Source organism: Rathayibacter sp. AY1F3, from assembly GCF_002931975.1.
Lineage (GTDB): Bacteria > Actinomycetota > Actinomycetes > Actinomycetales > Microbacteriaceae > Rathayibacter.
Window position 1 is genome coordinate 217,152 of record NZ_PSVF01000002.1, and the last position, 23,033, is coordinate 240,184.

Genomic DNA, 23,033 nt, shown 5'->3' on the forward strand with positions numbered 1-23,033 from the left:
GCGCTACGCCTTGGGAGCGGCCGAGGCCTTGGCGGCCTTGCGGGCGGCCTTCTCGTCGGCGAGCTTCGCGGCGGCCGCGACCTGGGCGATGCCCTCTTCGGCCCGCAGCACCTTGGTGCGCATGACGGCCTCGGACAGCTTCAGCTGACGGTCGAGCTCGTTCGCTGCGGCGGAGGTCGACGTGAAGTCGACGACGGCGTAGATGCCCTCGGACTTCTTGTTGATCTCGTACGCCAGACGACGGCGGCCCCAGACGTCGACCTTGTCGATGGATCCACCATCGGTGCGGATGACGTTGAGGAACTTGTCGAGACTCGGAGCGACGGTGCGCTCATCGATCTCGGGGTCCAGGATGACCATGATCTCGTACTGATGCGTCACTAACCCACCTCCTTCGGACTGAACGGCCACGGTATTTCCGTGACAGGAGGGTATGTAGCATCTGCCCACTCCCGCGGACGCGAGTGCGTCTGGTCGTGGACAACCTGTACAGACTACAACAGGACCGCCGCGACGCGCCGGACGGATCCGCTCGAGGCGCACCATCCCGGGCGCAGGGCGAGGCGGGCACGGGGCCCGGCTCAGCGCCTCAGCGCGACGCCCACCATTCGCGGAGCCGCTGCGTCGCGACCTCCTCGCCGAGCGGACCCTCCTCCAGCCGCAGCTCCAGCAGGAACCGGTACGCCTGCCCGACCTCGGGGCCCGGGGCGAGGCCGAGGATCTCCATGATCCGCGTGCCGTCGAGGTCGGGGCGCTTGGAGGCGAGCTCCTCCTTCTCGGCGAGCTCCGCGATGCGCGCCTCGAGGTCGTCGTAGGCGTGTGCGAGCCGGTCGGCCTTGCGGCGGTTGCGCGTGGTCACGTCGGCGCGGGTGAGGATGTGCAGCCGCTCGAGCAGAGGCCCGGCGTCGGTCACGTAGCGGCGCACCGCGGAGTCGGTCCACGCGCCGTCCGTGTACCCGAAGAAGCGCAGGTGCAGCTCGATGAGGCGGGCCACGTCCTTCGTCGTCTGGTTGTCGAACTTCAGCGCGCGCATCCGCTTGATCGCGAGCTTGGAGCCGACCAGGTCGTGGTGGTGGAAGCTCACCGCTCCGCCCGGCTCGAGCCGCCGCGTGGCCGGCTTCCCGATGTCGTGCAGGAGGGCGGCGAGCCGCAGCACCACGTCGGGCGCGGCTCCGGGGTGCCGCGACTCCTCCAGCGCGATCGCCTGCTCCAGCACGGTGAGGCTGTGGGTGTAGACGTCCTTGTGGTGGTGGTGCTCGTCCTGCTCCAGACGCAGCGCGGGCAGCTCCGGGAGGAAGCGACCGGCCAGACCGGTGTCGACCAGCAGCTCCAGGCCGGCGCGGGGCGAGGCGGTCGCGAGGAGCTTCCGCAGCTCCTCCTGCACGCGCTCCGCCGAGACGTCGTCGATCCGGCCGGCGAGCTCGGCCATGGCCCACTCGACCTCGTCGGTGGTGCGGAAGCCGAGCTGTGAGGTGAAGCGCGCGCCGCGGAGCATCCGGAGCGGATCGTCGCCGAAGGAGAGGTCGGCGGGGGAGGGGGTGCGCAACCGGCCGGCGAGCAGGTCCTCCACTCCTCCCGAGGGATCGACGAGGACGACCTCCGGAAGCCGCAGCGCCATCGCGTTGACCGTGAAGTCGCGCCGCACCAGGTCGCCCTCGAGCGAGTCGCCGAACTCGACCTCGGGCTTGCGGCTCACCCCGTCGTAGCTGTCGCTGCGGTAGGTCGTGATCTCGACCGTCTCGCCGGCCACGCGAGCGCCGATCGTGCCGAAGGCCCGGCCGATGTCCCAGTGCGCCTCGGCGATCGGAGCGACGATCCGCACGATGTCGTCGGGGCGCGCGGAGGAGGTGAAGTCGAGGTCGTGCACGCCGTGGCCGAGGAAGGCGTCGCGGACCGGGCCGCCGACCAGCGCGAGCTCGTGGCCCTGGGCTGCGAACGCCTCCGCCAGCCGCGTCACCGTGGGCGTCCCCGCGAGCGCGCGGAGGGTCTCGAGAGCGGTCTGGACGCTGTGCATTCGCACGATCCTAGTGGCGGGGGGTGTCCCGGCAGCGGGAGACCGTGCCAGGGGGTTACGCCGGGGAACCGCCTGCACAGCGGACGCACCGCCTGCCCCGAGGAGGGCTGCCCGTAGAATCACCCGCATGGAGGCCGAGTGAGTCCGATGCATCGGCGCGACCCCTCCCTCCGCTCCCGCCGCTCGCGGGCGGCCCTCCTCCTGCTCCGCTCGGCAGGTGCTGCCGCCCTCGCGCTCGGCCTGACCGGCGTGGCCTCCCCCGCCCTCGCGGCCCCGGTCGCCGCCGCGACGGCGACCTCGACGCCCGCTCCCGGCACCGTCACCACGACCGCCGGGGCCGGCAGTGACGGCGTCCTGCGGCCCGGCCAGGACCTCGAGCTCTCGATCGCCGTGCGCAACGGCACCACCGAGGCGATCGACAGCGCCGACGTGACGGTCGCCCTCTCCTACGCCACCCTCGACACCCGCGCGGAGCTGCACGACTGGCTCGACGCCGAGGCCGACAACGACACCGACCCGGTCCGTGCGACCGCCCAGCTGCGCCTGCTGCCCTCCAGCACCGCCGAGGCCGGCCTCACCGTGCCGGTCGACCAGATCCCCTTCTCCAACGACCGGACCGCGCTCGGCACCCACGCCGTCCTCGTCACGGTCACCGGTCCAGGTGGTGTCGTCTCGACCGCCCGCACGGCCGTCGAGCTGACCGACGACGCGGCGGCCCCGGAGCCCGAGACCGGCGTCAGCGTCCTCGTCCCGCTCACCGTCCCGGACACGGCCGACGGCCTGCTCTCGGCCGAGGCCCTCGCCGACTACACCGACGGCACGGGGACCCTCACCCGGCAGCTCGACGCGGTCGCGGGGAAGGGCGTCACGATCGGGGTCGACCCGCGCATCCTCGCCTCGATCCGGATCCTCGGCAGCGCCGCTCCGGAGTCGGCGCTCGACTGGCTCGACCGGCTGCAGTCCGTGCCGAACGAGCGCTTCGCCCTGCCGTACGCCGACGCCGACGTCTCGGCCCAGGCGCAGGCCGGGCTCTCCGCGCTCCTCTCTCCCACCTCCTTCGAGTACGCGATCGACGACACCCGCTTCGCCGCGGTCCCCGGCACCGCCAGCCCGGCGCCCACGGTCGCCGTCGACTCCGACCAGCCGGCCGAGGACCTGCCGGCGCGTCCGAGCACCGAGTCGCTGCTCGCCTCCGACTGGAGCACCTCCCTCGGCAGCGTCGCCTGGCCCGACGAGGGCACCCTCCGCGGGTCGGACCTCGACGTCTACGCGGCCAGCGGCATGAACCGCACGGTCGTCCCCTCCTCCGGTCTCCTGCTGCCGGAGGAGGTGACCACGACCTCGCGCGCCACCGTCGGCGACTCGGACCTGGTCGTGGCCGACTCGCGCCTCACCGAGGCGTTCGACGCGGCCGCCACCGCCACCGACGACACCGAGTGGCGCGCCCGCATGTCCGAGATCGCCACCGATCTCGCCGAGGTGCAGGAGGAGGGGACCGCGCCGGACGTCGTGCTCACCCTCGGCCGCGGCTCGGCGATCGGCGCCGCGCGCCTCTCCGAGACCCTCGACGCGATCGAGTCGCTGCCCTGGGCCCGCGGAGTCGCCCTCTCCACCGCCCTCGCCGTCCCCGCGACCGAGGGCGCGAGCGTCGTCGACTCGCCGGAGTCGGAGTCGCGGCTCGACCGGGTGCGCGACCTGCTCGACGCCGGCTCCGAGGTCGAGGCGTTCTCCTCCGTGCTGCAGGAGCCGGAGCTGCTGTCGGGCAAGAGCCGCAACGACGTGCTGGCGCTGCTCTCGGTGACCTGGCGCGGAGACGGCAGCGGCTGGGGCGACGCCGTCGGCGCGGCCATGACCGAGGCCGACCGGACGCTCTCGCTGGTGTCGATCGACGCGACCGGCAGCATCCTGCAGGTCTCCCGCGACTCGAGCATCCCCGTGTACGTCCGCAACGAGCTCCCCTGGCCGATCGCCGTCCGCATCCAGGCCTCGACCTCGAACGCCGTCCTCGACATCGACGAGGAGGCGATCGAGACCACCGAGATCGACGCCCGCTCGCAGGGCCGCGTCCTCATCCCCGTGAAGGCCCGGGTCGGCAACGGAGAGACGAGCCTCGGCCTGCAGCTGACCTCGGCGCAGGGCGTCCCCATCGGCACCCCCACGGGCATGACGACCAGCGTCCGCGCCGACTGGGAGACCGTCGGCACCCTGGTCATCGGGATCGCGCTCGTCGTCGTCTTCGGAGCCGGCATCCTCCGCAACATCCGCCGTCGCCGTCGAGGCGACACCCCTGAGGACGAGGAGGACCCGAACGCCGTGCTCGAGGTCCAGCCCGACCTCGACGACCAGCGATCGGACCCGCGTGGCTAGCTTCTCCCTCGGACGCGCGAGCGCCGTCCTCGCCTCCGGCACGATGGTCTCGCGGATCCTCGGCTTCGTCATGTCGATCGTCATGGCGAACACGATCGGAGCCGCGGTCGCGCCGGGCGCGGACGCCTTCACGACGGCGAACCTGCTTCCCAACACGATCTACTCGATCATCGCGGGCGGCGCTCTGAACGCCGTCCTCGTCCCGCAGATCGTGCGGGCGGGCCTCGACGCCGACGGCGGCCGCGGCTACATCAACCGCCTGCTGACCCTGGCGCTCGGCCTGCTCCTGGTGACAACGATCGCCGCCACGGTCCTCGCTCCCCTGCTCGTGCGCCTCTACGCGCCCGGCTACGGACCGGAGCAGTACCAGCTGGCCGTCGCCTTCGCGTTCTGGTGCCTGCCGCAGGTCTTCTTCTACGGCCTCTTCACGATCCTCGGCGAGGTGCTCAACGCCCGCGGCTCGTTCGGCCCCTTCACCTGGGCGCCCGTGCTGAACAACGTCGTGGTGATCGCCGGGCTCGTCGCCTTCATGGTGCTGTTCGGCGCCGATCCGGAGGGGAACCGTCCGGTCGACTCGTGGTCCCCGGCGATGGTCACCCTCCTCGGCGGGAGCGCGACGCTGGGCATCGTCGTCCAGTCGCTGTTCCTGATGCTCTTCTGGCGGAGGGTCGGCCTCAGCTACCGCCCCGACTTCCGCTTCCGGGGCGTCGGCCTCGGCACGGCCGGGCGGATGTCGCTGTGGTCGTTCGCCACGGTGCTGCTGACCATCGTCGCCGGCATCGTCGAGAGCCAGGTCTCCTCCACCGCGTCCGGCGAGGGGCCCTCGGCCGCGGCGCTGCAGAAGGCGTGGCTGATCTTCATGCTGCCCCACTCGGTCATCGCGATCTCGATCGCCATGGCCTACTTCACCAAGATGAGCGGCCACACCGCACGGGGGGAGATGAAGGAGTTCCGCTCGGACGTCTCCACTTCGCTCCGCCTGGTGCTGATGATGCTCGTCTTCGCCGCCGCCGCGATCGTCGTGGTCGCGGTGCCGTTCGGCTCCGTCTTCACCGACTCGTTCGCGGACGCGCAGGCCATCGGAGCGATCGCCATGGCCTACGTGATCGCCCTGCCGCTGTTCTCCTCGATCGCCATCATGCAGCGCGCGTTCTACGCCCTGAGCGACGGAGCGCGGCCGTTCCTGTTCACCCTGGTGCAGGTCGTCGTGGCGGTCGCCGGGTACCTGATCGTGCTCCGGCTCCCCGCCGACCGCACCGCTGTCGGCATCGCCGCTGCGACCTCGCTCGGCATCTGCGTGCAGGCCCTCGTGGCGGCCCTCCTCCTGCGCCGCCGGCTCGGCGGCCGCGGAGGCAGGCGGATCCTCGTCAGGCTCGCGCAGTTCGTCCTCGCCGCGCTGCCCTCCGCCGCCGCCGGCTACGGCGTCCTGGTCGCCCTCGGCGGCACGCGCGCGGGCGGTTTCGCCGTCTCGAACTACGTGGAGCCGCTGCTCTCGATGGCCGCGATCGGCACCGTGATGGCGCTCGTCTACTTCACGGTCCTCTGGTTCCTCCGGGTGCCGGAGCTGCGCGCCGTCCTCGCTCCGGTGCTCCGCCGACTGGGCCACTGATGCTGCTCTGGTAAAAACCTGGTCAGAGGCCCTTTCCGGTTCTGCTGAGTCGACCGGACCGTAGCGCTGCCCACGCTCCCGGGCCCGCGGAATAGTGCCCGCCTAGGATGTGTTGTAGCCCACGGAGCCGCGGAACGATTCGAGCGACCGGCTCCGGGTGCTCGGCTCCCGCCCCACCCGTCACCGCTCGTACAGACCCCGAGGAGTTGCCGTGCGCGACATCGTCATCATCGGATCCGGCCCCGCCGGCTGGACCGCCGCCATCTACGCGGCGCGCGCCGAGCTGCACCCGGTGGTCGTGGCCTCGTCGGTCGAGATCGGCGGCGACCTGATGAACACGACGGACGTCGAGAACTTCCCCGGCTTCCCCGACGGCGTCCTCGGCCCCGAGCTGATGACCTCGATGCAGGCGCAGGCCGAGAAGTTCGGCGCCGAGACCTTCTACGACGACGTCACCTCCCTCGATCTCGAGGGCGAGGTCAAGACCGTCCACCTCGGCTCCGGCGAGAGCATCGAGGCGAAGACCGTCGTCGTCGCAACCGGATCCGCTTACCGCAAGCTGGGCCTCCACGATGAGGACCGCCTGTCGGGACATGGTGTCTCGTGGTGCGCCACCTGCGACGGCTTCTTCTTCAAGGGCAAGACCATCGCCGTCGTCGGCGGAGGCGACTCCGCCATGGAGGAGGCGACCTTCCTCACCAAGCACGCCGCGAAGGTCTATGTGATCCACCGCAAGGACTCTCTCCGCGCCTCGAAGGTCATGCAGAAGCGCGCCTTCGACAACGAGAGGATCGAGTTCATCTGGAACGCCGAGGTCACCGGCATCACCGGTGAGAACCACGTCGACGGCGTGAAGCTGCGCGACACGGTCGACGGCACCGAGTCCCACCTCGACCTCGACGGCCTGTTCATCGCGATCGGCAACGACCCGCGCACGCACGTCGTTCACGGCAAGCTCGACCTCACCACCGAGGGCACCATCTCGGTGGTCGGCCGCTCCTCCCAGACCTCCGTTCCCGGCGTCTTCGCCGCCGGCGACGTGATCGACCCGACCTACCGTCAGGCCGTCACCGCCGCGGCATCCGGAACGGTCGCCGCCCTCGACGCGGAGCACTACCTCGCTTCGCTCGCCGATGGCACCGCCCACACCGAAGGCTCACCCCGGGCCGAGCTCATCACCCGCTGACCGTCCGGTCATCGCACATCGGAGCCGGCAGCCCGCCGACTCGTGAAGGAGAGAACACCATGTCCACCGCGAAGAGCGTCACCGACGCATCGTTCCAGTCCGACGTCCTCGACTCCGAGAAGACCGTCCTGGTCGACTTCTGGGCCGAGTGGTGCGGCCCCTGCCGCATGGTCGCGCCGATCCTCGACCAGATCTCGGCCGAGCACGGCGACAAGATCGAGATCGTCAAGCTGAACGTCGACGAGAACCCGCAGACCGCTGCGAAGTACCAGATCACGTCGATCCCGGCGATGAAGGTCTACCAGAAGGGCGAGGTCGTGAAGACCGTCATCGGCGCCAAGCCGAAGCCGGCCCTCGAGGCCGACCTGGCCGCGTTCCTCTGAGTTCGCACCCCTGACCGCCCTCTGCGGTCTCCGAGAGCCCCTGTCACGTCGTGACGGGGGCTCTCCTCGTTCCCGGGGCTGTTTCACGTGAAACAGCCCCGCTGGGACGCAGGCCACGCTCCCTGCGGTGGCGCCCGACCGCCCCGCCGCAGCACAGGACCGGCCGGTACTGTGGATCCACCCGGCTCCGGCCGGAGAGACACTGTCCACCGAGCGAAGCGGAACCATCGTGACCAACCGCGGCACCAACCTCGACCCCTGGTACAACTCCTATGCGGAGCGCACGGCCGGTCTGGCCGCCAGCGAGGTCCGAGCCCTGTTCGCCGTCGCGTCACGCCCCGAAGTGGTCTCGCTCGCCGGCGGCATGCCGTTCGTGTCCGCGCTCCCCCAGGACCTGGTGACCGGTGCCATCGACACCGTGATGCGGGAGCAGGGACCCGTCGCGCTGCAGTACGGGTCGGGCCAGGGCGTGCCCGTCCTGCGCGAGCAGATCCTCGACGTCATGGCCCTCGAGGGCATCTCCGCCAGCGCGGACGACATCGTGGTCACCACGGGCTCTCAGCACGCCCTGGAGCTCGTCTCCAAGCTGTTCCTGGACCCGGGGGACGTCGTCCTCTCCGAGGGCCCCAGCTACGTCACGGCGATGGTCATCTTCCGGTCGTACCAGGCCGAGGTCGAGCACGTCCCGATGGACGAGCACGGGCTCATCCCCGCCGCCCTCCGCGAGCACATCGCCCGCGTGCGCGCCGCCGGCAAGACGATCAAGTTCCTGTACACGATCCCCACCTTCCACAACCCCGCGGGCGTGACCCTCAGCTGGGAGCGCCGGGTCGAGATCCTCGAGATCTGCAAGTCCGAAGGAATCCTCGTGCTCGAGGACAACCCGTACGGCCTCCTCTACTTCGAGGACGTCCCGCCGAAGGCGATGCGCTCGCTGGAGGAGGACGGAGTGATCTACCTCGGCACGTTCTCGAAGACGCTCGCTCCCGGCTTCCGGGTGGGCTGGGCTCTCGCTCCGCACGCGATCCGCGAGCGGCTGATCCTCGCCAACGAAGCGGCCGTCCTCAGCCCGTCGTCCTTCAGCCAGCTGGTCATCTCGAAGTACCTCGAGACGGCCGACTGGCGCGGACAGATCGACACCTTCCGCGGCGTCTACCGCGAGCGGAAGGAAGCGATGCTGAAGGGCCTGCAGACCCATCTGCCCGGCCTCAGCTGGACGAACCCGAACGGCGGCTTCTACGTCTGGGTCACGCTGCCCGAGGAGCTCGACTCCAAGGCGATGCTGCCGCGCGCAGTGAAGGAGCTCGTCGCGTACACGCCTGGCACTGCGTTCTACGGCAACGGAGACGGACGTCAGAACATCCGCCTCTCGTTCTGCTACCCGACGCCGGAGCGCATCGGTGACGGCATCCGCCGCCTCGCCACGGTCATCAACGGAGAGCTCGATCTGCTGTCGACCTTCGCGGGCACGGGCCGGCTGAGCAGCGCCGACGCGAGCAAGCGTGACGCCGTCCTGCCGCCGAACGTCTCCTGACACCGCTCCTTCGATAAGAAAGCCCTGGTCATGACCGATTTCTCTGTGCTCGACCGTACACTCGACATCGTCGTCATCAGCGGTGGCATCAGCCACGAGCGCGACGTCTCCCTGCGGTCGGGCCGTCGCGTGGCGGACCGTCTGTCCGCCATGGGCCACCGCGTCTCCCTGCACGAACCGGACGCCGGCCTCCTCTCGACGCTCCTGCAGAAGCGTCCCGACGTCGTCTGGCCCGCGGTGCACGGAGCGAGCGGCGAGGACGGTGCACTCCTCGGGCTCCTCGAGGCGGCGGGCTTCGCCTACGTCGGCTCGCAGACGGACGCGGCGCGCCTCGCCTGGTTCAAGCCGACCGCGAAGACGCTCGTCGCTCGCGCCGGCTTCTCGACCCCGCGCTCCGTCACCCTCCCCCGCGAGACCTTCCGCGAGCTCGGAGCCGCTGGGATCCTGGAGCAGGTCGAGGCGCACCTGCCGGGCTCCCTCGTGGTGAAGCCCGCTCAGGGCGGTTCAGCCCAGGGCGTCAGCATCGTGACGGAGTCGTCGCAGCTCCCGCGAGCGATGGTCGAGGCGTACACCTACGGCGACGTCGTGCTCATCGAACAGCAGATCCAGGGAACCGAGGTCTCCGTCGGTGTTCTCGACCTCGGTGACGGACCTTTCGCCCTGCCGCCTGTCGAGATCGCACCCGTCGCGGGCCAGTACACCTTCGAGGCGCGCTACAACGCGGGGGAGACGCACTTCTACACGCCGGCCCGGATCTCGCCGGAGATCACGGAGGAGGTGTCCCGCGTGGCCGTTGCGATCCACGAACTGCTGGGACTCCGCCACCTGTCGCGGCTCGACTTCATCATCGACGACGCCGGACTCCCCTGGTTCTTCGACGCGAACGTCCTTCCCGGAATGACCGAGACGTCGCTCGTTCCCCAGGCCATCGAGGCGTCCGGCCGCTACCTCGGCGACGTCTACTCCACCCTCGCGAAGCTCGCAGCCTTCTGACTCCATACCGTTTCACGTGAAACGGTCCGCTGCGCGTCCGCTCCTGGTCGAGTGGCTGCGACGTCGTTCTGATCAGATGCTTCAAAGCAAACCCGACGAGTAGACGCGTCTCGGCCGATCGAGACCCGCGATCGCTCCCTTCTCTTATGACGCGGGTCGAGTAGCCGCGCAACTACGTGTCCTGGTCTTCATCTGCAGACCGTCAGTGCCAACTCGGGGGATTGCCCACGGCCGCGTATCGACTCCCACCAACGCCAGACGTATGTCGCCGTGCCGGTCGACTAACCGCAGATCAGCGCGGGGATCCCGCCTTCCACCGCGCTAAGCCCGCCAAGAGTCGACCTGGCCCACGGGCATCGATCGCCACCTGGTCCTCATCGTCATACTGGTCGAGGAACCGCATTGCCGCGTATCGAAACCCGGACACCCCTCAGTGGGTACCAGGTGAGGCATTGCCTGGAGCAATATATCCACGCCCATCATTCGCCCTTATCCGCAGACATACCGGTGAAGAGCGGTAGTGTGTCGAATCGAGGCTCACCACGATCGCCACCCGCGCCATCTCTGGGAAGAACCGACCTGCTCTATCGACACTGATCGACACCAGGCACTCACGGCCATGCTGGTCGAGTGGCCACGACGCGACGTATCGGGACCCGCGGCCCGAAGGGACCCCTCTCGCTTGGTTCTCCGACCTCAACTCCGCCTCGGGGGGGTGGTGCCTGAAATTCGTTGGTCAGGTGAGCGATCTCTTTCAAACACTGCGGTCGAAGTCCGTCCCACGATGATCCGCAGGTGCGTCTAAGGTTCTCGGCAGGGGCGTTTCACGTGAAATGCTTCCGCGGCCGTTGAGCAACTTCAATCGGAAGAGATGCGCCCTGTGGAGCGAGTCAAGCCGACGAGGGCCTCCTGATTGACCTGACGAGTTCGTAGCTCTTCAATGGCCAGGCCGCCCTAGAGCGCACCGTTTCACGTGAAACGGCCCTTCCAATGTGTCTTTCAGTGCTCTCTGGGGGCGACCGCCGACGGGGTCCTCCGTAGGACATCGGCGAACCCACTGATCACATCGGCGTCGATCCGCAAATGGAGGGATACTGCATTTCGTCTTACTTGCCCGCCCGCTGGCCAATGCCTGGAGGCCCAGGAAGCGCTCCTCCCGAGGAACATGGGATGCACGGTCAGCCAAGGGGGTCCTCATCGCAGCGGTGAATGGAGGGCTGTTTCACGTGAAACATTGCGTACGCGACTATCGGCGACGATGACGTCGCCCTGGGTAGCGGAGAGCGCCAACGAGTACGACCCGTCCAGGCGCCCGTCCTGCGCCCGCCAGCGAGTCACCGCACGCGATATCAACTCCGGAGGGCGACGATGTCTGAATTACGCCAACCCTCGATCCGGCGCTCCACGCCTACTCGACCGCACATAGGCATATCGTGAGTTGCTCTATCCAGAAATCAATGCCCCCGACACCCGGCGATTGTCGCCGATCGGTAATACCGGCCGTATTCGCGACCAGGCCCGGAGTCAGCGGGGCCTCGCAGATCCTGGGGCCACCTCATCAGGCTCTACCGGTCATAAGGGCTTGACAATCAGAGAAATGGCGACGACCGAGAGTGCCGAGCTCGCACGGCAGCTCGTAGGTCACCTCAAGCGTACTGATCTCTGTGATCGTGATGCCGACGAGGGAAGCAGATACCGCCTCATCAGCCATTACTGCCTAGACCACAGCAAGAGCGCGCCCTCGCCACCCCACGGCGGATCAGTGGCAGCCGCTAGGCCGGCCCACTACGGAGCGAGCGACACCTCGGTCGGCTCCCCGATCTCGGCGAGGATGCGGTTCAAGTCCTGGATGGTGGCGAAGTCGATGACCATCTGGCCCTTACGTGCGCCCAGGGTGACCTTGACGCGCGTGTTCAACCGGTCGCCGAGGTGATCCGCGATCGACGAGAGGTGTCCGGAGTGCCCGCCCTGCTCCTCCACCACGGGACGCACGGTCGTCCGCGGCGCCTTCATCTGCGCGGCGGCAGCCTCGGCGGCACGGACGGACAGGTCCTCGTTGACGATCTTGTCGGCCAGGCGGCGCATCATCTCGACGTCGTCGAGGGACAGAACTGCACGCGCGTGTCCTGCGGTCAGGACGCCGGCAGCGACGCGGGCCTGCACATCGGCCGGGAGCCGCAGGAGACGGAGCGTGTTCGAGATCTGCGGCCGCGAACGTCCGAGCCGCGTCGCCAGGGCCTCCTGGGTGATCCCGAAGTCGCTGAGGAGCTGCTGGTAGGCGGACGCCTCCTCGAGCGGGTTGAGGTCGGCGCGGTGCAGGTTCTCCAGCAGCGCGTCGCGGAGCATGTTCTCGTCGGCCGTGTCCTTGACGACCGCGGGGATGGTGGTCAGTCCCGCGGCCTTCGAGGCGCGGAACCGGCGCTCACCCATGACGAGCTCGTACTTCGCTCCGCCGCGAGCCGTCACGGGCCGGACGACGATCGGCTGCAGCACTCCGAACTCGCGGATGCTGTGGACGAGCTCGGCGAGGTCGTCCTCGTCGAACACCGACCGCGGCTGCGCCGTGTTGGGGGTGATGTCGGCGAGGGGGAGTCGCGCCAAGCGCGCTCCGGGGACCTCGAGGAGCTCCTCGGCACGGGCCGAATCGCCGACCTGATCAGGAAAGAAGACGTCGACGGGCCGGGAGCGCGACTCGTCGCTGGTCGGGATGAGCGAGCCGATCCCCCGGCCGAGTCCCGTGCGCTTGGTCGCCATCAGCGTGCCTCTCCTTCGTGTGCCGTCTCGGGTGTCTTCCGGGCTCCGCGTCGTGCGATCTCCGCGGCCGCCTCCAGATACGCCAGCGAACCGGACGACTGCGGGTCGTAGCTGATCACGCTCTGTCCGTAGCTCGGCGCCTCCGAGATCCTCACGTTGCGCGGGATCACCGCGCGCAGCACCTCCTTCGGGAAGTGCTCTCGGACATCCGCTGCCACCTGCTGGGAGAGGTTCGTGCGGCCGTCGTACATCGTCAGGAGGATCGTCGAGACACCGAGGTTCGGATTGAGGTGCCGCTCGATCAAGTCGATGTTCTTGAGCAGCTGGCTGAGCCCCTCGAGCGCGTAGTACTCGCACTGGATCGGGATGAGCACCTCGCGAGCGGCGACGAACGCGTTGATGGTCAGCAGACCGAGCGACGGCGGGCAGTCGATGAAGACGTAGTCGAACGGCTCGTCCATGGTGTCGAGCATGCGGTCGAGCGCACGGCGGAGACGCTGCTCGCGTGCGACGAGCGAGACCAGCTCGATCTCGGCGCCGGCCAGGTGGATGGTCGCCGGCACACCGTAGAGCGAGGCGAACTCCGGGCTCTTCTGCACGACGTCCGCGAGGGGAGTGTCGTTGACGATCACGTCGTACACGCTGGCCGTCTCGGCGCGGTGCTCGATGCCCAGGGCCGTCGACGCGTTGCCCTGCGGATCGAGGTCGATGACGAGCACCTTCGCCTCACCGCGGGCGAGCCCGGCGGCGAGGTTGACGGTCGTCGTCGTCTTGCCGACGCCGCCCTTCTGGTTCGAGATCGTGATGACGCGCGTCGACTCGGGCTTCGGCAGCGGCTGGGCGTTCAGCAGTGCGCGCCGACGGGTCATGTCCGCGATCTCCCGGGCCAGGGGAGTCGAGGAATCGAAGCCTCCGGTCAGACCGGCGGAATCGGTTTGTTTCACGTGAAACCTTCGCTCAGCGAGTGGGACGGACATCAGCACCGAGGAGTCGACGGACGAGGAGTCGGGGGCTCACTGCGGCGTCGTGGCGATCAACCCACTGTAGCCCGGACGACCCTCGTCACTTCGGAGAGCACGCCGTCGCCGAGCACGACGACCTCGGGCGGGGAGAGCCGGAAACGACGGATCTGCTTGGCCGCCGCCTCGATCTCCTTCTCGGCGTTGATGCCCTTCAGCAGGACCAGCTCGCCTCCGGGCCGCAGCAGCGGCGCGGTCAGCGGGATCAGCTTCGAGAGGGCGCTGACCGCCCGAGCGGTCACCTGGTCGAGAGGCTCCGCGAGCTCCGCCTCTTCAGCACGGGCTCGAAGAACTGAGACATTCTCGAGTGCGAGTCCGTCGACCTGCTCCTGAAGCCAGACGACGCGACGCTCCATCGGCTCGATGAGCACGAAGCGGACGTCGGGCCGCACGATGGCCAGGACGAGCCCGGGAAGGCCCGCGCCACTGCCGACATCACCGACCAGTCCAGGACCCAGGAGAGGGGCCACCAGGGCGCTGTTGAGCACGTGCCGCGTCCAGAGCCGGGGGAGCTCCAGCGGCCCGATCAGGCCGCGCTCCTCGCCCTGGTCGGCGAGAGCCTCCGTGAAGCGCCGCAGGAGGGGCAGGCGGTCGCCGGCGATCGCCGCAGCGGCTGCGGGCTCGGCCTCGAGGCTCGACTCCACGCTGCTCAGCCGCGGGTGATGACGGTGTGGCGCTCGCGCGCCTCGCCGCGCGACTCCGACACGAAGCCACGCTCGCCCACCATGTCGTGGACCAGCTTGCGCTCGTACGACGACATGGGCGGGAGCGAGGCCGACGTCGCGCCGTCCTCGATCCGCTCGATCGCGCGGTCGACCAGCTGGGCGAGCTCCGCCTCGCGGGCGTCGCGGGAGCCGCCGATGTCGAGGATGAGGCGGGAGAACGCGCCGGTCTTCGTCTGGACCGCCAGTCGCGTCAGCTCCTGCAGCGCCTGGACGGCGTCGGGACGGGAGAGCACCCGGAGGTTCGTGTCGCCGGAGGCGGTGACCGAGAGGTAGGCGCGGCCGTTGCGGACCTCGATGTCGATGTCGCCGTCGAGATCGCAGATGTCGAGGAACTCCTCGATGTAGTCGGCGGCGACGTCCCCCTCGTCCTCGAGCTGAGAGAGCGTGGACTCGGGCGCCTCGTCGACGGCGGACGCGTCCACGTCCACGGGTGCGGACGCGTCGTCGGTGATGGTCTGCATCGGATCGGTCATGGCGGCTCTACTTCTTTCCGGCTTGCTTCTTGGAGCGGTTCTTGCTCACGGGCTGCGTGCGCTGCACGGCCTTCTTCTCGACGAGGGTGACGTCGCCGGCGGCCGTGGTCTCCTCGACCAGCTTGCCCTTGCGGCGCAGGCGCTCCTCGCGGGCCTTGGCGGCCTCGCTGCCCGGGGTCGGCATGTTCCGGATGACGATGAACTGCTGGATCATCGTCCAGATGTTCGAGGTCAGCCAGTAGAACATCACGCCGAGGGGGAAGGCGAAGCCCGAGAAGGCGAAGACGAGGGGGAGGATGTAGAGCAGGATCCGCTGCTGTTTGAACGTCGGCGAGGCCTTCGCCTCGGGCGACATGTTCTTCGACACGATCTGCAGCTGCGTGATGAACTGCGACGCGGTCATCAGGACGACCATGATCACCGCGATGATGATGACCGGCTCCTGGCCGCCCTCGGCGAGTGCGCCCTGGATCGACTGGTGCAGCGGTGCGACGCCGAAGAGGTTCGCCTCGCCGAACTGGCGAGCGAGCGTCTCGTCGAGCGGGCCCACGCCCTTCTGGCTGTGCTGAGCCGCGTTCAGCACCGAGAACAGGCTGAAGAAGATCGGCATCTGGATCAGAAGGGGCAGGCAGGAGGCGAGCGGGTTGGTGCCCGTCTTCTTGTAGAGCTCCATGGTCTCGCGGGACATCGCCTCGCGGGACAGCTGGTCGCGCTTGCCCTTGTACTTGTCCTGGATCTTCTTGAGCTGGGGCGCGACCTCGAGCATCCGGCGCTGGCTCTTGATCTGCTTGACGAAGATCGGGATGAGCGCGGCGCGGATGACGATGACCAGGCCGACGATCGAGAGGACCCAGGTGATTCCCGCGGCCGCCTCCATGCCGGTGAAGGTCAGCAGCTGGTGGAAGGCGACGAGGAGCAGCTCGACCACCCACTTGAGGGGCCAGAGGATCGTGCCGAGGAGGTCCATGGAGTGGGGTCAGTCCTTTCGAGGGCCCACGACGAACCCGGCTCGCGTCACGGCGAAGCGGGTCCGGCCGGAAGCCGGTCGGTGCAGGGGGATCGAGGTCGGGACGTCGTCGATGCCGCCGGCCGCCCACGGGTGGCAGCGGAGCAGACGGCGGGCCGCGAGGACGGAGCCGAGGACGAGCCCGTGGAGCTGGACCGCCTGGAGCGCGTACGCGGAGCACGAGGGGTAGTAACGGCAGACGTCCCCGTAGAGAGGGGACACGACCGCCCGGTAGACGATCAGGAGCAGGACGCCGATGTTCCGCGGCAGCAGGATGATCGCCCACCCGAGCCGGGCGAACGGCGCCTCGCGGCGGGGGAGCACGGCGGTCACGAGGACGCCCCGCTCTTCCGCGCGGCTCGCGCCATCGCGGACCACACCTCGGAGCGCAGCTCCGACCAGGGGGCGTCGGCGCTGCCGGGCAGCGCGCGGACGACGACCTGGGTGCCGGGGTCGATCTCGGGGACGAGCTCGAACGCCACGGCCTTGAGCCGGCGGCGGACGGTGTTGCGCGTCACCGCGGTGCCGACCGTCTTGGCGACGATGAACCCGAACCGCGCCGGATCGCCCGCGGAGGACCGGCGGACATACGTGACGGTGTGCGGTCCTGTGGACCGCACACCGCGACGGACGACTGTCCGGTACTCGCCTCCGTGGACGATGCGATTGGCTCTGGCCAGCACCGCTGGTCGGTACCGCTCGCTGCTAGGCGGAGAGCTCGGTGCGCCCCTTGGCGCGGCGCGCGCTGAGGATGCCGCGGCCGGCACGGGTGCGCATGCGCAGACGGAAGCCGTGCACCTTGGCGCGACGACGGTTGTTCGGCTGGAAGGTTCGCTTGCTCATAATCAGATCTCCACGTACGTGTTCCGCGGCGCGAACCGGCACCACCCGCTCGGGCGGAGACTCGGATCCTCCGGGAAGAAGGGGTGCCCGGCTGCGGAATCCGCTCGGCCTGCGAGGGCCGCACGGACGACACCGGGCAGGCGTCAACTGATTTAAACTACGGCCTGTTCCGCCACCGGTCAAATGTGGACGGCGCGAAACCTCGATCATGCACACGGGACACGGGGTTCCGCGCATTGACACGCGGGTGTCGCTGTGGTGGATTTGTCTCCCGTCGACTCCGTTCGTTACGGTGTTGAGCCGCAGTTATCCACAGGTGGGATCCGCGTCCTCCCGCGCCCGCACAGGCATCGCTCGAGGCCGGTGGACAACCCTGTGGAGAGAGCGGCACTCGAGACCCGGCTCCGCGCCCGGTCCGCGACGCCCCTGCAGCGGGCGGCGACGGGTCCGGCGGAGACGGCGATCCCGCAGCGACTTCACAGCGACAGCACCCAGGACCGGAGACAGATGGCAGACGACACGTCGATGGTCGACGCGTGGAACGTGATCCTCGGCGCACTGTCCCAGGACGAGCGGATCACCGCTCCCCTCTACGGGTTCGTCTCGCTCGTGGAGCCCAAGGGCATCATGGCGGGCACCTTCTACCTGGAGGTCCCGAACGAGTTCACCCGCGGGATGCTCGAGCAGCGCGTGCGCGTGCCCCTGCTCAGCGCGATCGGGACGCTCGACGACTCCTTCGGCGTCACGACGTTCGCCTTCGTGGTGAACCCCGACATCGAGCACGAGCCCCTCAGCTCCCCGTCGTCGCAGGAGTCGATGAACCCGTTCGAGCCGATCACCGCCTCCTCGGCGACGGTCGCGCCGACCCGCGGGGTCGAGGAGCTGCGGACCGTGCCGGCGACCGACACCCGGCTGAACCCGAAGTACAGCTTCGACAACTTCGTCATCGGAGGCTCCAACCGGTTCGCGCACGCCGCGGCCGTCGCCGTCGCCGAGGCTCCCGCCAAGGCCTACAACCCGCTCTTCGTCTACGGCGACTCCGGGCTCGGCAAGACGCACCTCCTCCACGCCATCGGCCACTACGCGATGAGCCTCTACCCGGGGATCCGCGTGCGGTACGTCTCGAGCGAGGAGTTCACGAACGACTTCATCAACTCGATCGCGAACAACCGGGGCAACGCCTTCCACGGCCGCTACCGCAACGTCGACATCCTCCTGATCGACGACATCCAGTTCCTGCAGGGGAAGGCGGAGACGCAGGAGGCGTTCTTCCACACCTTCAACCAGCTGCACGACCACAACAAGCAGGTCGTGATCACGTCCGATCTGCCGCCGAAGGCACTGACGGGCTTCGAGGACCGGATGCGCTCGCGCTTCGAGTGGGGCCTCATCACCGATGTGCAGGCTCCCGACCTCGAGACCCGCATCGCGATCCTCCGCAAGAAGGCGGTCAGCGAGAAGCTGCTCGTGCCCGACGACATCCTCGAGTTCATGGCGTCGAAGGTGTCGAGCAACATCCGCGAGCTCGAGGGGACGCTCATCCGCGTCACCGCGTTCGCGAGCCTGAACCGGACGCCGGTCGACATGTCGCTCGTGCAGACCGTGCTGAAGGACCTGATCACGCTCGACGAGGACAACGTCATCTCGCCGGTCGACATCATCAACCACACCGCGGACTACTTCAAGCTCACGGTCGACGACCTCTACGGCTCGTCGCGCTCGCAGGCCGTCGCCACCGCGCGCCAGATCGCCATGTACCTGTGCCGCGAGCTGACGAACCTCTCGCTGCCCAAGATCGGCCAGCTGTTCGGCAACCGCGACCACACCACGGTCATGTACGCGAACAAGAAGATCTCGGAGCTCATGAAGGAGCGCCGCAGCATCTACAACCAGGTCACCGAGCTGACCACCCGCATCAAGACGAACCGCTAGCCCGCAGTCGTACGGTCCCCGGGACCACCTGTTCCGGGTGGCGTGCCCCGGGGTCCATCGGCGTCCGTGCGCGGTGGTCGGGTAGTCGCTCCCCTTTCCTCGTGTGAGGGGAGGGAGCGACGGGGATCGCGGCGCGAGCAGCAGGACGTCGGTGTCGGCGCGCGTCGAGATCAGGCGAAGGCGCTGGCGGGGGTCTCGATACGGCTCGCTGGGGCTACTCGACCAGCATGAACCGCACGTTCTCAAGGGGTCCGGGTGAGCGGCTGAGCGGCCGGCGTGCGATCGAACGGTGTCGATCCGCCGTGCGACGGCCAGGAGAGCAGCGCAGGGGAGAGGGAGCGCGCATCGTCTTCCGCGCCGCTCGGACGGCGCGAGCCGCGTTCGACGGTCTCCGTCGTGACCCGGAAAAGTCGTCGACGGACTCCTCGACCCTCCGCGCGGGCCTCGGACACGCCGCCTCGCGCGCCTCGGAGGGCCGATTTCCACAGTGTGAGGAACCTGTGGATAACTGTGGACAACCGCCTCGGGACTGTGCGCCGGGAGAGCCCGCCTGTGGAGGGCGACCGGTCGGCTCGGATCCCTCCACAGGGCGTCCACGGGCCCGCTCACACTCCCTCCACAGGGGCGGGTCCCTCCGATCCCACCCAGGAGTAGGGGTCCGAAGCGTTTTCCACAGTTTCCACACGTGTTAACACTGTTAACGCAGTTCTCTCTTTAATGAAGCCTCGACCGGCAACCTCTCCACAGCGGCTCGGGAGTGCTCGGCGGTCCACCCCCTTCCGAGCTCGCCGAGCCCGGCGGGTACGATGGGCGACGGTCTTCGTCCGCGACTCGTCAGGGGTGTACTCGTGAGGTTCCAAGCCAACCGCGATGTCTTCAGCGAGGCGGTGTCCTTCGCGGTCAAGCTGCTTCCGCAGCGCACGACCCTGCCGATCCTCTCCGGAGTCCTCATCGAGGCGACCTCCGAGGGTCTGACGCTGTCCTCCTTCGACTACGAGGTGTCCGCGCAGACGCAGATCGCGGCCGACGTGGAGGAGACGGGGACCGTGCTCGTCTCGGGCCGTCTGCTCGCCGACATCGCGAACCGCCTCCCCAACGCTCCCGTGCGCATCGCCACGGAGGAGTCGCGCGTCTCGGTCTCGGCCGGCTCGGCGCACTTCACGCTCCTGCAGATGCCCGTGGAGGAGTACCCGAGCATCCCCGAGATCGACGCCTCCACCGGCCTCGTCCCGGCCGACGCCTTCGCGGCCGCCGTCTCGCAGGTGGCGGTCGCCGCCTCCCGCGACGACGTGACCCCCGTCATCACCGGCGTGCAGCTCGAGATCACCGAGAACACGATCGGCCTCGTCGCGACGGACCGCTACCGCGTCGCCGTCCGCGAGATCGACTGGGACAACGGGGACAACCCCGCGCCCACCCAGCCGCTCACCGCCCTCGTGCCCGCGCGCACGCTGCAGGAGGTCGGCAAGACCTTCGGCCACTCCGGCACCGTCTCCGTCGCGATCACCAACCGCGACGAGCGCGAGCTGATCGCCTTCACCGCGGACCGCAAGACCGTCACCTCGCTGCTGATCAAGGGCAACTTCCCGCCCGTGAAGCGCCTCTTCCCCGCCTCCGTCGAGAACTACGCGGTCATGTCGACCAGCGACCTCATCGAGGCCACCCGCCGCGTCTCGCTCGTGCTCGAGCGCGAGGCGGCCCTCCGCTTCAGCTTCAGCAGCGACGGCCTCACCCTCGAGGCCATCGGCTCCGAGCAGGCGCAGGCGTCCGAGAGCATCGACGCGATCGTGACCGGCGACGACGTGGTCGTCTCGCTCAAGCCGCAGTTCCTGCTCGACGGCCTCGCCGCCGTCCACTCGGAGTTCGTGCGCATCGCGTTCACGAAGACCGAGAACCCCAACAAGCCCGGCCCCGTCCTGATCACCGCGCAGACCTCGCGGGAGCAGCCCGGCAGCGACAGCTACCGCTACCTGCTCCAGCCCAACCTGCTGCTGCGCTGACCACTCCCCGGATCGCAGAGCCGCGACCGCCCCGCTCCCGACGAGCGCCCGCCCGCCGGACAACGAATCCAGGAAGGTTCACCATGCACATCGGACTCGTCGGCCTCGGCAAGATGGGCGACAACATGCGCTCCCGCCTCCGCTCCAAGGGGCTCGAGGTCACCGGCTACGACCGCAATCCCGACGTCTCGGACGCGGCCTCTCTCGACGAGATGATCGCCGCACTCCCCTCGCCCCGCATCGTCTGGGTGATGGTGCCGGCCGGCGAGATCACCGACGCGGTCGTCAAGGACCTGTCGGAGAAGCTCAGCGAGGGCGACCTCGTCATCGACGGCGGCAACTCCCGCTTCACCGAGGACTTCAAGCACGACGCGCTGCTGAAGCCCAAGGGCATCCACTACATCGACGCGGGCGTCTCCGGCGGCGTCTGGGGACTCCAGAACGGCTACGGCCTGATGGTCGGCGGCCCGAAGGAGCTCGTCGAGTACGCCATGCCCGTCTTCGACGCGCTGCGCCCCGAGGGCCCCCGCGAGGAGGGCTTCGTCCACGTCGGCGAGGTCGGCGCCGGCCACTACGCGAAGATGGTCCACAACGGCATCGAGTACGCCCTGATGCAGGCGTTCGCCGAGGGCTACGAGCTGCTCGAGACCCGCAGCGACATCATCAAGGACGTCACGGGCACCTTCAAGGCCTGGCAGCGCGGCACGGTCGTGCGCTCCTGGCTGCTCGAGCTCCTCGTCCGCGCCCTCGAGCAGGACCCGGACTTCAAGAACATCGAGGGCTACGTGCAGGACTCGGGCGAGGGCCGCTGGACCATCGAGGAGGCCATCAACAACGCCGTCCCGGTGCCCACGATCAGCGCCTCGATCTTCGCCCGCTTCGTCTCCCGTCAGGAGGACTCCCCCGCGATGAAGGCCGTCGCAGCGCTCCGCAACCAGTTCGGCGGGCACTCCGTCAAGGCCGTCGACTGAGTCGGCTGGTGAGGACTGCCTCCGGCAGTCCTCACGGCGGTCGGCTTCCGGAGGGGGGCGCGTTCCGCAGGGCCGGTGACGGGCGGCGGACTGCGGCCCGCCGCCCCCGTGAGGCAGGGATGCTCTCATGGAGGCGGCGGGCCTCCGGCCGCCTCCACCTTGCTACCGGCGTCGGGCGGCGAGCCTGCGGCCGCCTTCACGGGCGGGGACGGGGCGCCGCCGATCATGGTGAGCGAGTAGTGGCCCCGGACGGGCGTATCGGGATCCGCGTCCCGGACGGTTCCGCCGCCGTGCTGGTCGAGTAGCCCGCAGGGGTGTGTCGAGACCGGGGGCGAAGGCCTGGCCGACCGTGGGACAGCGGGCCGCAGGCGCCGGAGCGGGTGGATCGGCCGAGCGAGACGGGCCAGGAGCCCGCAGGGGTGCAGTGAAGGCCCGCGACGACGGGTGGAGGAGAGGAGCGCGACGTGCAGGTGACGCAGCTGGCGCTCAGCGACTTCCGGAACTACGAGTCGGTCGATGTCGAGCTCGTGCCCGGACCGAACCTCTTCGTCGGCCGCAACGGCCAGGGCAAGACGAACCTCGTCGAATCTCTCGGCTACCTCTCCACCCTGGGCTCGCACCGCGTGTCGAGCGACCAGGCGCTCATCCGCGCCGGCCGGGACAGCGCCGTGGTGCGCGCCCGCCTCCGCAACGGCGAGCGCGACCTGCTGGCCGAGGTGCAGATCAACCGCTCCTCCCCCAACCGCGCGCAGATCAACCGCGGCGGGATCAAGCCGCGCGAGCTCCCCCGCTTCTTCTCCAGCGTCCTCTTCGCGCCGGAGGACCTCCTCCTCATCCGCGGCGACCCGTCGGCCCGCCGCCGCTTCCTCGACCAGCTGGTGATCCTCCGCTCCCCGCGGATGAGCGCCGTCCAGGCCGACTACGAGCGGGTGCTGCGCCAGCGCAACTCGCTGCTCAAGTCCGCACGGGCGAGCGGCGTCCGCGACCCCTCGAAGCTCGGGACCCTCGACATCTGGGACGAGCGCCTGATCGCGCTCGGGACAGAGATCATGCAGTCGCGCCTCACCCTGGTGGAGGAGCTGAGCGGACCGGTGCGCGCCGCGTACGAGGCGGTCGCCGGCGCCGATCAGCGTCCGGTGCTCCGCTCCCGCCTGAGCATCGAGGGCGCGGTCGACGACGACGGCGAGCCCGTGGAGCAGCCGGGCGCCGCGTCACCGGCGGCGG

Annotated in this window: 20 protein-coding genes; 10 read left to right on the forward strand and 10 right to left on the reverse strand. The window is 69.2% G+C overall.

Annotated elements, in window-relative coordinates; all coding sequences use genetic code 11:
* Positions 1-3: 3 nt before the first annotated feature.
* Entirely contained in the window at positions 4-381 is a 378-nt protein-coding gene (gene rpsF, locus C5C39_RS02770) for a 30S ribosomal protein S6 (RefSeq protein WP_068207796.1), read from the reverse strand.
* Between the two features lie 208 nt (positions 382-589).
* The gene (locus tag C5C39_RS02775; protein WP_104352624.1) at positions 590-2,014 is read right to left on the reverse strand and encodes a CCA tRNA nucleotidyltransferase; all 1,425 of its coding nucleotides are present in this window, start codon (positions 2,012-2,014) and stop codon (positions 590-592) included.
* 147 nt (positions 2,015-2,161) lie between these two features.
* On the opposite strand from C5C39_RS02775, the gene C5C39_RS02780 reads away from it, so the two are divergent.
* The 6 genes from C5C39_RS02780 to C5C39_RS02805 all read left to right on the forward strand — a co-directional run bounded on the left by C5C39_RS02780 (position 2,162) and on the right by C5C39_RS02805 (position 10,086).
* Positions 2,162-4,381, forward strand: coding sequence for a DUF6049 family protein (locus tag C5C39_RS02780; protein WP_104352625.1), 2,220 nt, complete (start codon positions 2,162-2,164; stop codon positions 4,379-4,381).
* Entirely contained in the window at positions 4,374-5,990 is a 1,617-nt protein-coding gene (gene murJ / locus C5C39_RS02785; RefSeq protein WP_258075756.1) for a murein biosynthesis integral membrane protein MurJ, read from the forward strand. The genes C5C39_RS02780 and murJ overlap by 8 nt, the downstream gene beginning before the upstream one ends.
* Before the next feature lie 211 nt (positions 5,991-6,201).
* On the forward strand, positions 6,202-7,176 hold the full coding sequence (trxB, locus tag C5C39_RS02790; protein WP_104225794.1) for a thioredoxin-disulfide reductase: 975 nt from the start codon (positions 6,202-6,204) through the stop codon (positions 7,174-7,176).
* A gap of 59 nt (positions 7,177-7,235) precedes the next feature.
* Complete coding sequence (gene trxA / locus C5C39_RS02795) at positions 7,236-7,559, forward strand: thioredoxin (protein ID WP_104222687.1); 324 nt, start codon at positions 7,236-7,238, stop codon at positions 7,557-7,559.
* A 229-nt stretch (positions 7,560-7,788) separates the two neighbouring features.
* Complete coding sequence (locus tag C5C39_RS02800; RefSeq protein ID WP_104225793.1) at positions 7,789-9,093, forward strand: PLP-dependent aminotransferase family protein; 1,305 nt, start codon at positions 7,789-7,791, stop codon at positions 9,091-9,093.
* 30 nt (positions 9,094-9,123) lie between these two features.
* The gene (locus C5C39_RS02805; protein ID WP_104352626.1) at positions 9,124-10,086 is read left to right on the forward strand and encodes an ATP-grasp domain-containing protein; all 963 of its coding nucleotides are present in this window, start codon (positions 9,124-9,126) and stop codon (positions 10,084-10,086) included.
* A gap of 1,785 nt (positions 10,087-11,871) precedes the next feature.
* Here the strand turns inward: C5C39_RS02805 and C5C39_RS02810 are convergent.
* The 8 genes from C5C39_RS02810 to rpmH all read right to left on the reverse strand — a co-directional run bounded on the left by C5C39_RS02810 (position 11,872) and on the right by rpmH (position 16,906).
* Positions 11,872-12,840 carry a ParB/RepB/Spo0J family partition protein gene (locus C5C39_RS02810; protein WP_104247022.1) on the reverse strand — a complete coding sequence of 323 codons (969 nt, stop codon included), beginning with the start codon at positions 12,838-12,840 and terminating at the stop codon, positions 11,872-11,874.
* A complete protein-coding gene (locus C5C39_RS02815; RefSeq protein ID WP_104247021.1) occupies positions 12,840-13,709 on the reverse strand; it encodes a ParA family protein in 870 nt (289 codons plus the stop codon). Before C5C39_RS02815 ends, C5C39_RS02810 begins: the two co-directional genes overlap by 1 nt.
* Positions 13,710-13,873: 164 nt before the next feature.
* On the reverse strand, positions 13,874-14,503 hold the full coding sequence (gene rsmG, locus C5C39_RS02820) for a 16S rRNA (guanine(527)-N(7))-methyltransferase RsmG (RefSeq protein ID WP_104295081.1): 630 nt from the start codon (positions 14,501-14,503) through the stop codon (positions 13,874-13,876).
* Between the two features lie 5 nt (positions 14,504-14,508).
* Positions 14,509-15,057: a R3H domain-containing nucleic acid-binding protein gene (locus tag C5C39_RS02825; RefSeq protein WP_258062514.1), complete on the reverse strand. Its 549-nt coding sequence runs from the start codon at positions 15,055-15,057 to the stop codon at positions 14,509-14,511.
* 7 nt (positions 15,058-15,064) lie between these two features.
* Positions 15,065-16,024 carry a membrane protein insertase YidC gene (gene yidC / locus C5C39_RS02830; protein ID WP_104222681.1) on the reverse strand — a complete coding sequence of 320 codons (960 nt, stop codon included), beginning with the start codon at positions 16,022-16,024 and terminating at the stop codon, positions 15,065-15,067.
* 9 nt (positions 16,025-16,033) lie between these two features.
* Positions 16,034-16,387 (reverse strand): membrane protein insertion efficiency factor YidD, encoded by a 354-nt coding sequence (gene yidD, locus C5C39_RS02835; protein WP_258075757.1) that lies wholly within the window; start codon positions 16,385-16,387, stop codon positions 16,034-16,036.
* Positions 16,388-16,392: 5 nt separating this feature from the next.
* Positions 16,393-16,746 (reverse strand): ribonuclease P protein component, encoded by a 354-nt coding sequence (gene rnpA, locus C5C39_RS02840; protein WP_104222680.1) that lies wholly within the window; start codon positions 16,744-16,746, stop codon positions 16,393-16,395.
* Positions 16,747-16,768: 22 nt separating this feature from the next.
* Positions 16,769-16,906 (reverse strand): 50S ribosomal protein L34, encoded by a 138-nt coding sequence (rpmH, locus tag C5C39_RS02845; protein ID WP_055784512.1) that lies wholly within the window; start codon positions 16,904-16,906, stop codon positions 16,769-16,771.
* A gap of 627 nt (positions 16,907-17,533) precedes the next feature.
* Here rpmH and dnaA point away from each other — a divergent pair.
* The 4 genes from dnaA to recF form a co-directional block, all read left to right on the forward strand.
* Positions 17,534-18,838 carry a chromosomal replication initiator protein DnaA gene (gene dnaA, locus C5C39_RS02850; RefSeq protein WP_374952921.1) on the forward strand — a complete coding sequence of 435 codons (1,305 nt, stop codon included), beginning with the start codon at positions 17,534-17,536 and terminating at the stop codon, positions 18,836-18,838.
* Between the two features lie 848 nt (positions 18,839-19,686).
* On the forward strand, positions 19,687-20,838 hold the full coding sequence (gene dnaN, locus C5C39_RS02855; protein WP_104222678.1) for a DNA polymerase III subunit beta: 1,152 nt from the start codon (positions 19,687-19,689) through the stop codon (positions 20,836-20,838).
* Between the two features lie 83 nt (positions 20,839-20,921).
* Entirely contained in the window at positions 20,922-21,809 is an 888-nt protein-coding gene (gnd, locus tag C5C39_RS02860) for a phosphogluconate dehydrogenase (NAD(+)-dependent, decarboxylating) (RefSeq protein WP_104222677.1), read from the forward strand.
* 464 nt (positions 21,810-22,273) lie between these two features.
* Positions 22,274-23,033 (forward strand): DNA replication/repair protein RecF (gene recF / locus C5C39_RS02865; protein WP_146083868.1); only part of this gene is annotated, 760 nt, incomplete at its 3' end.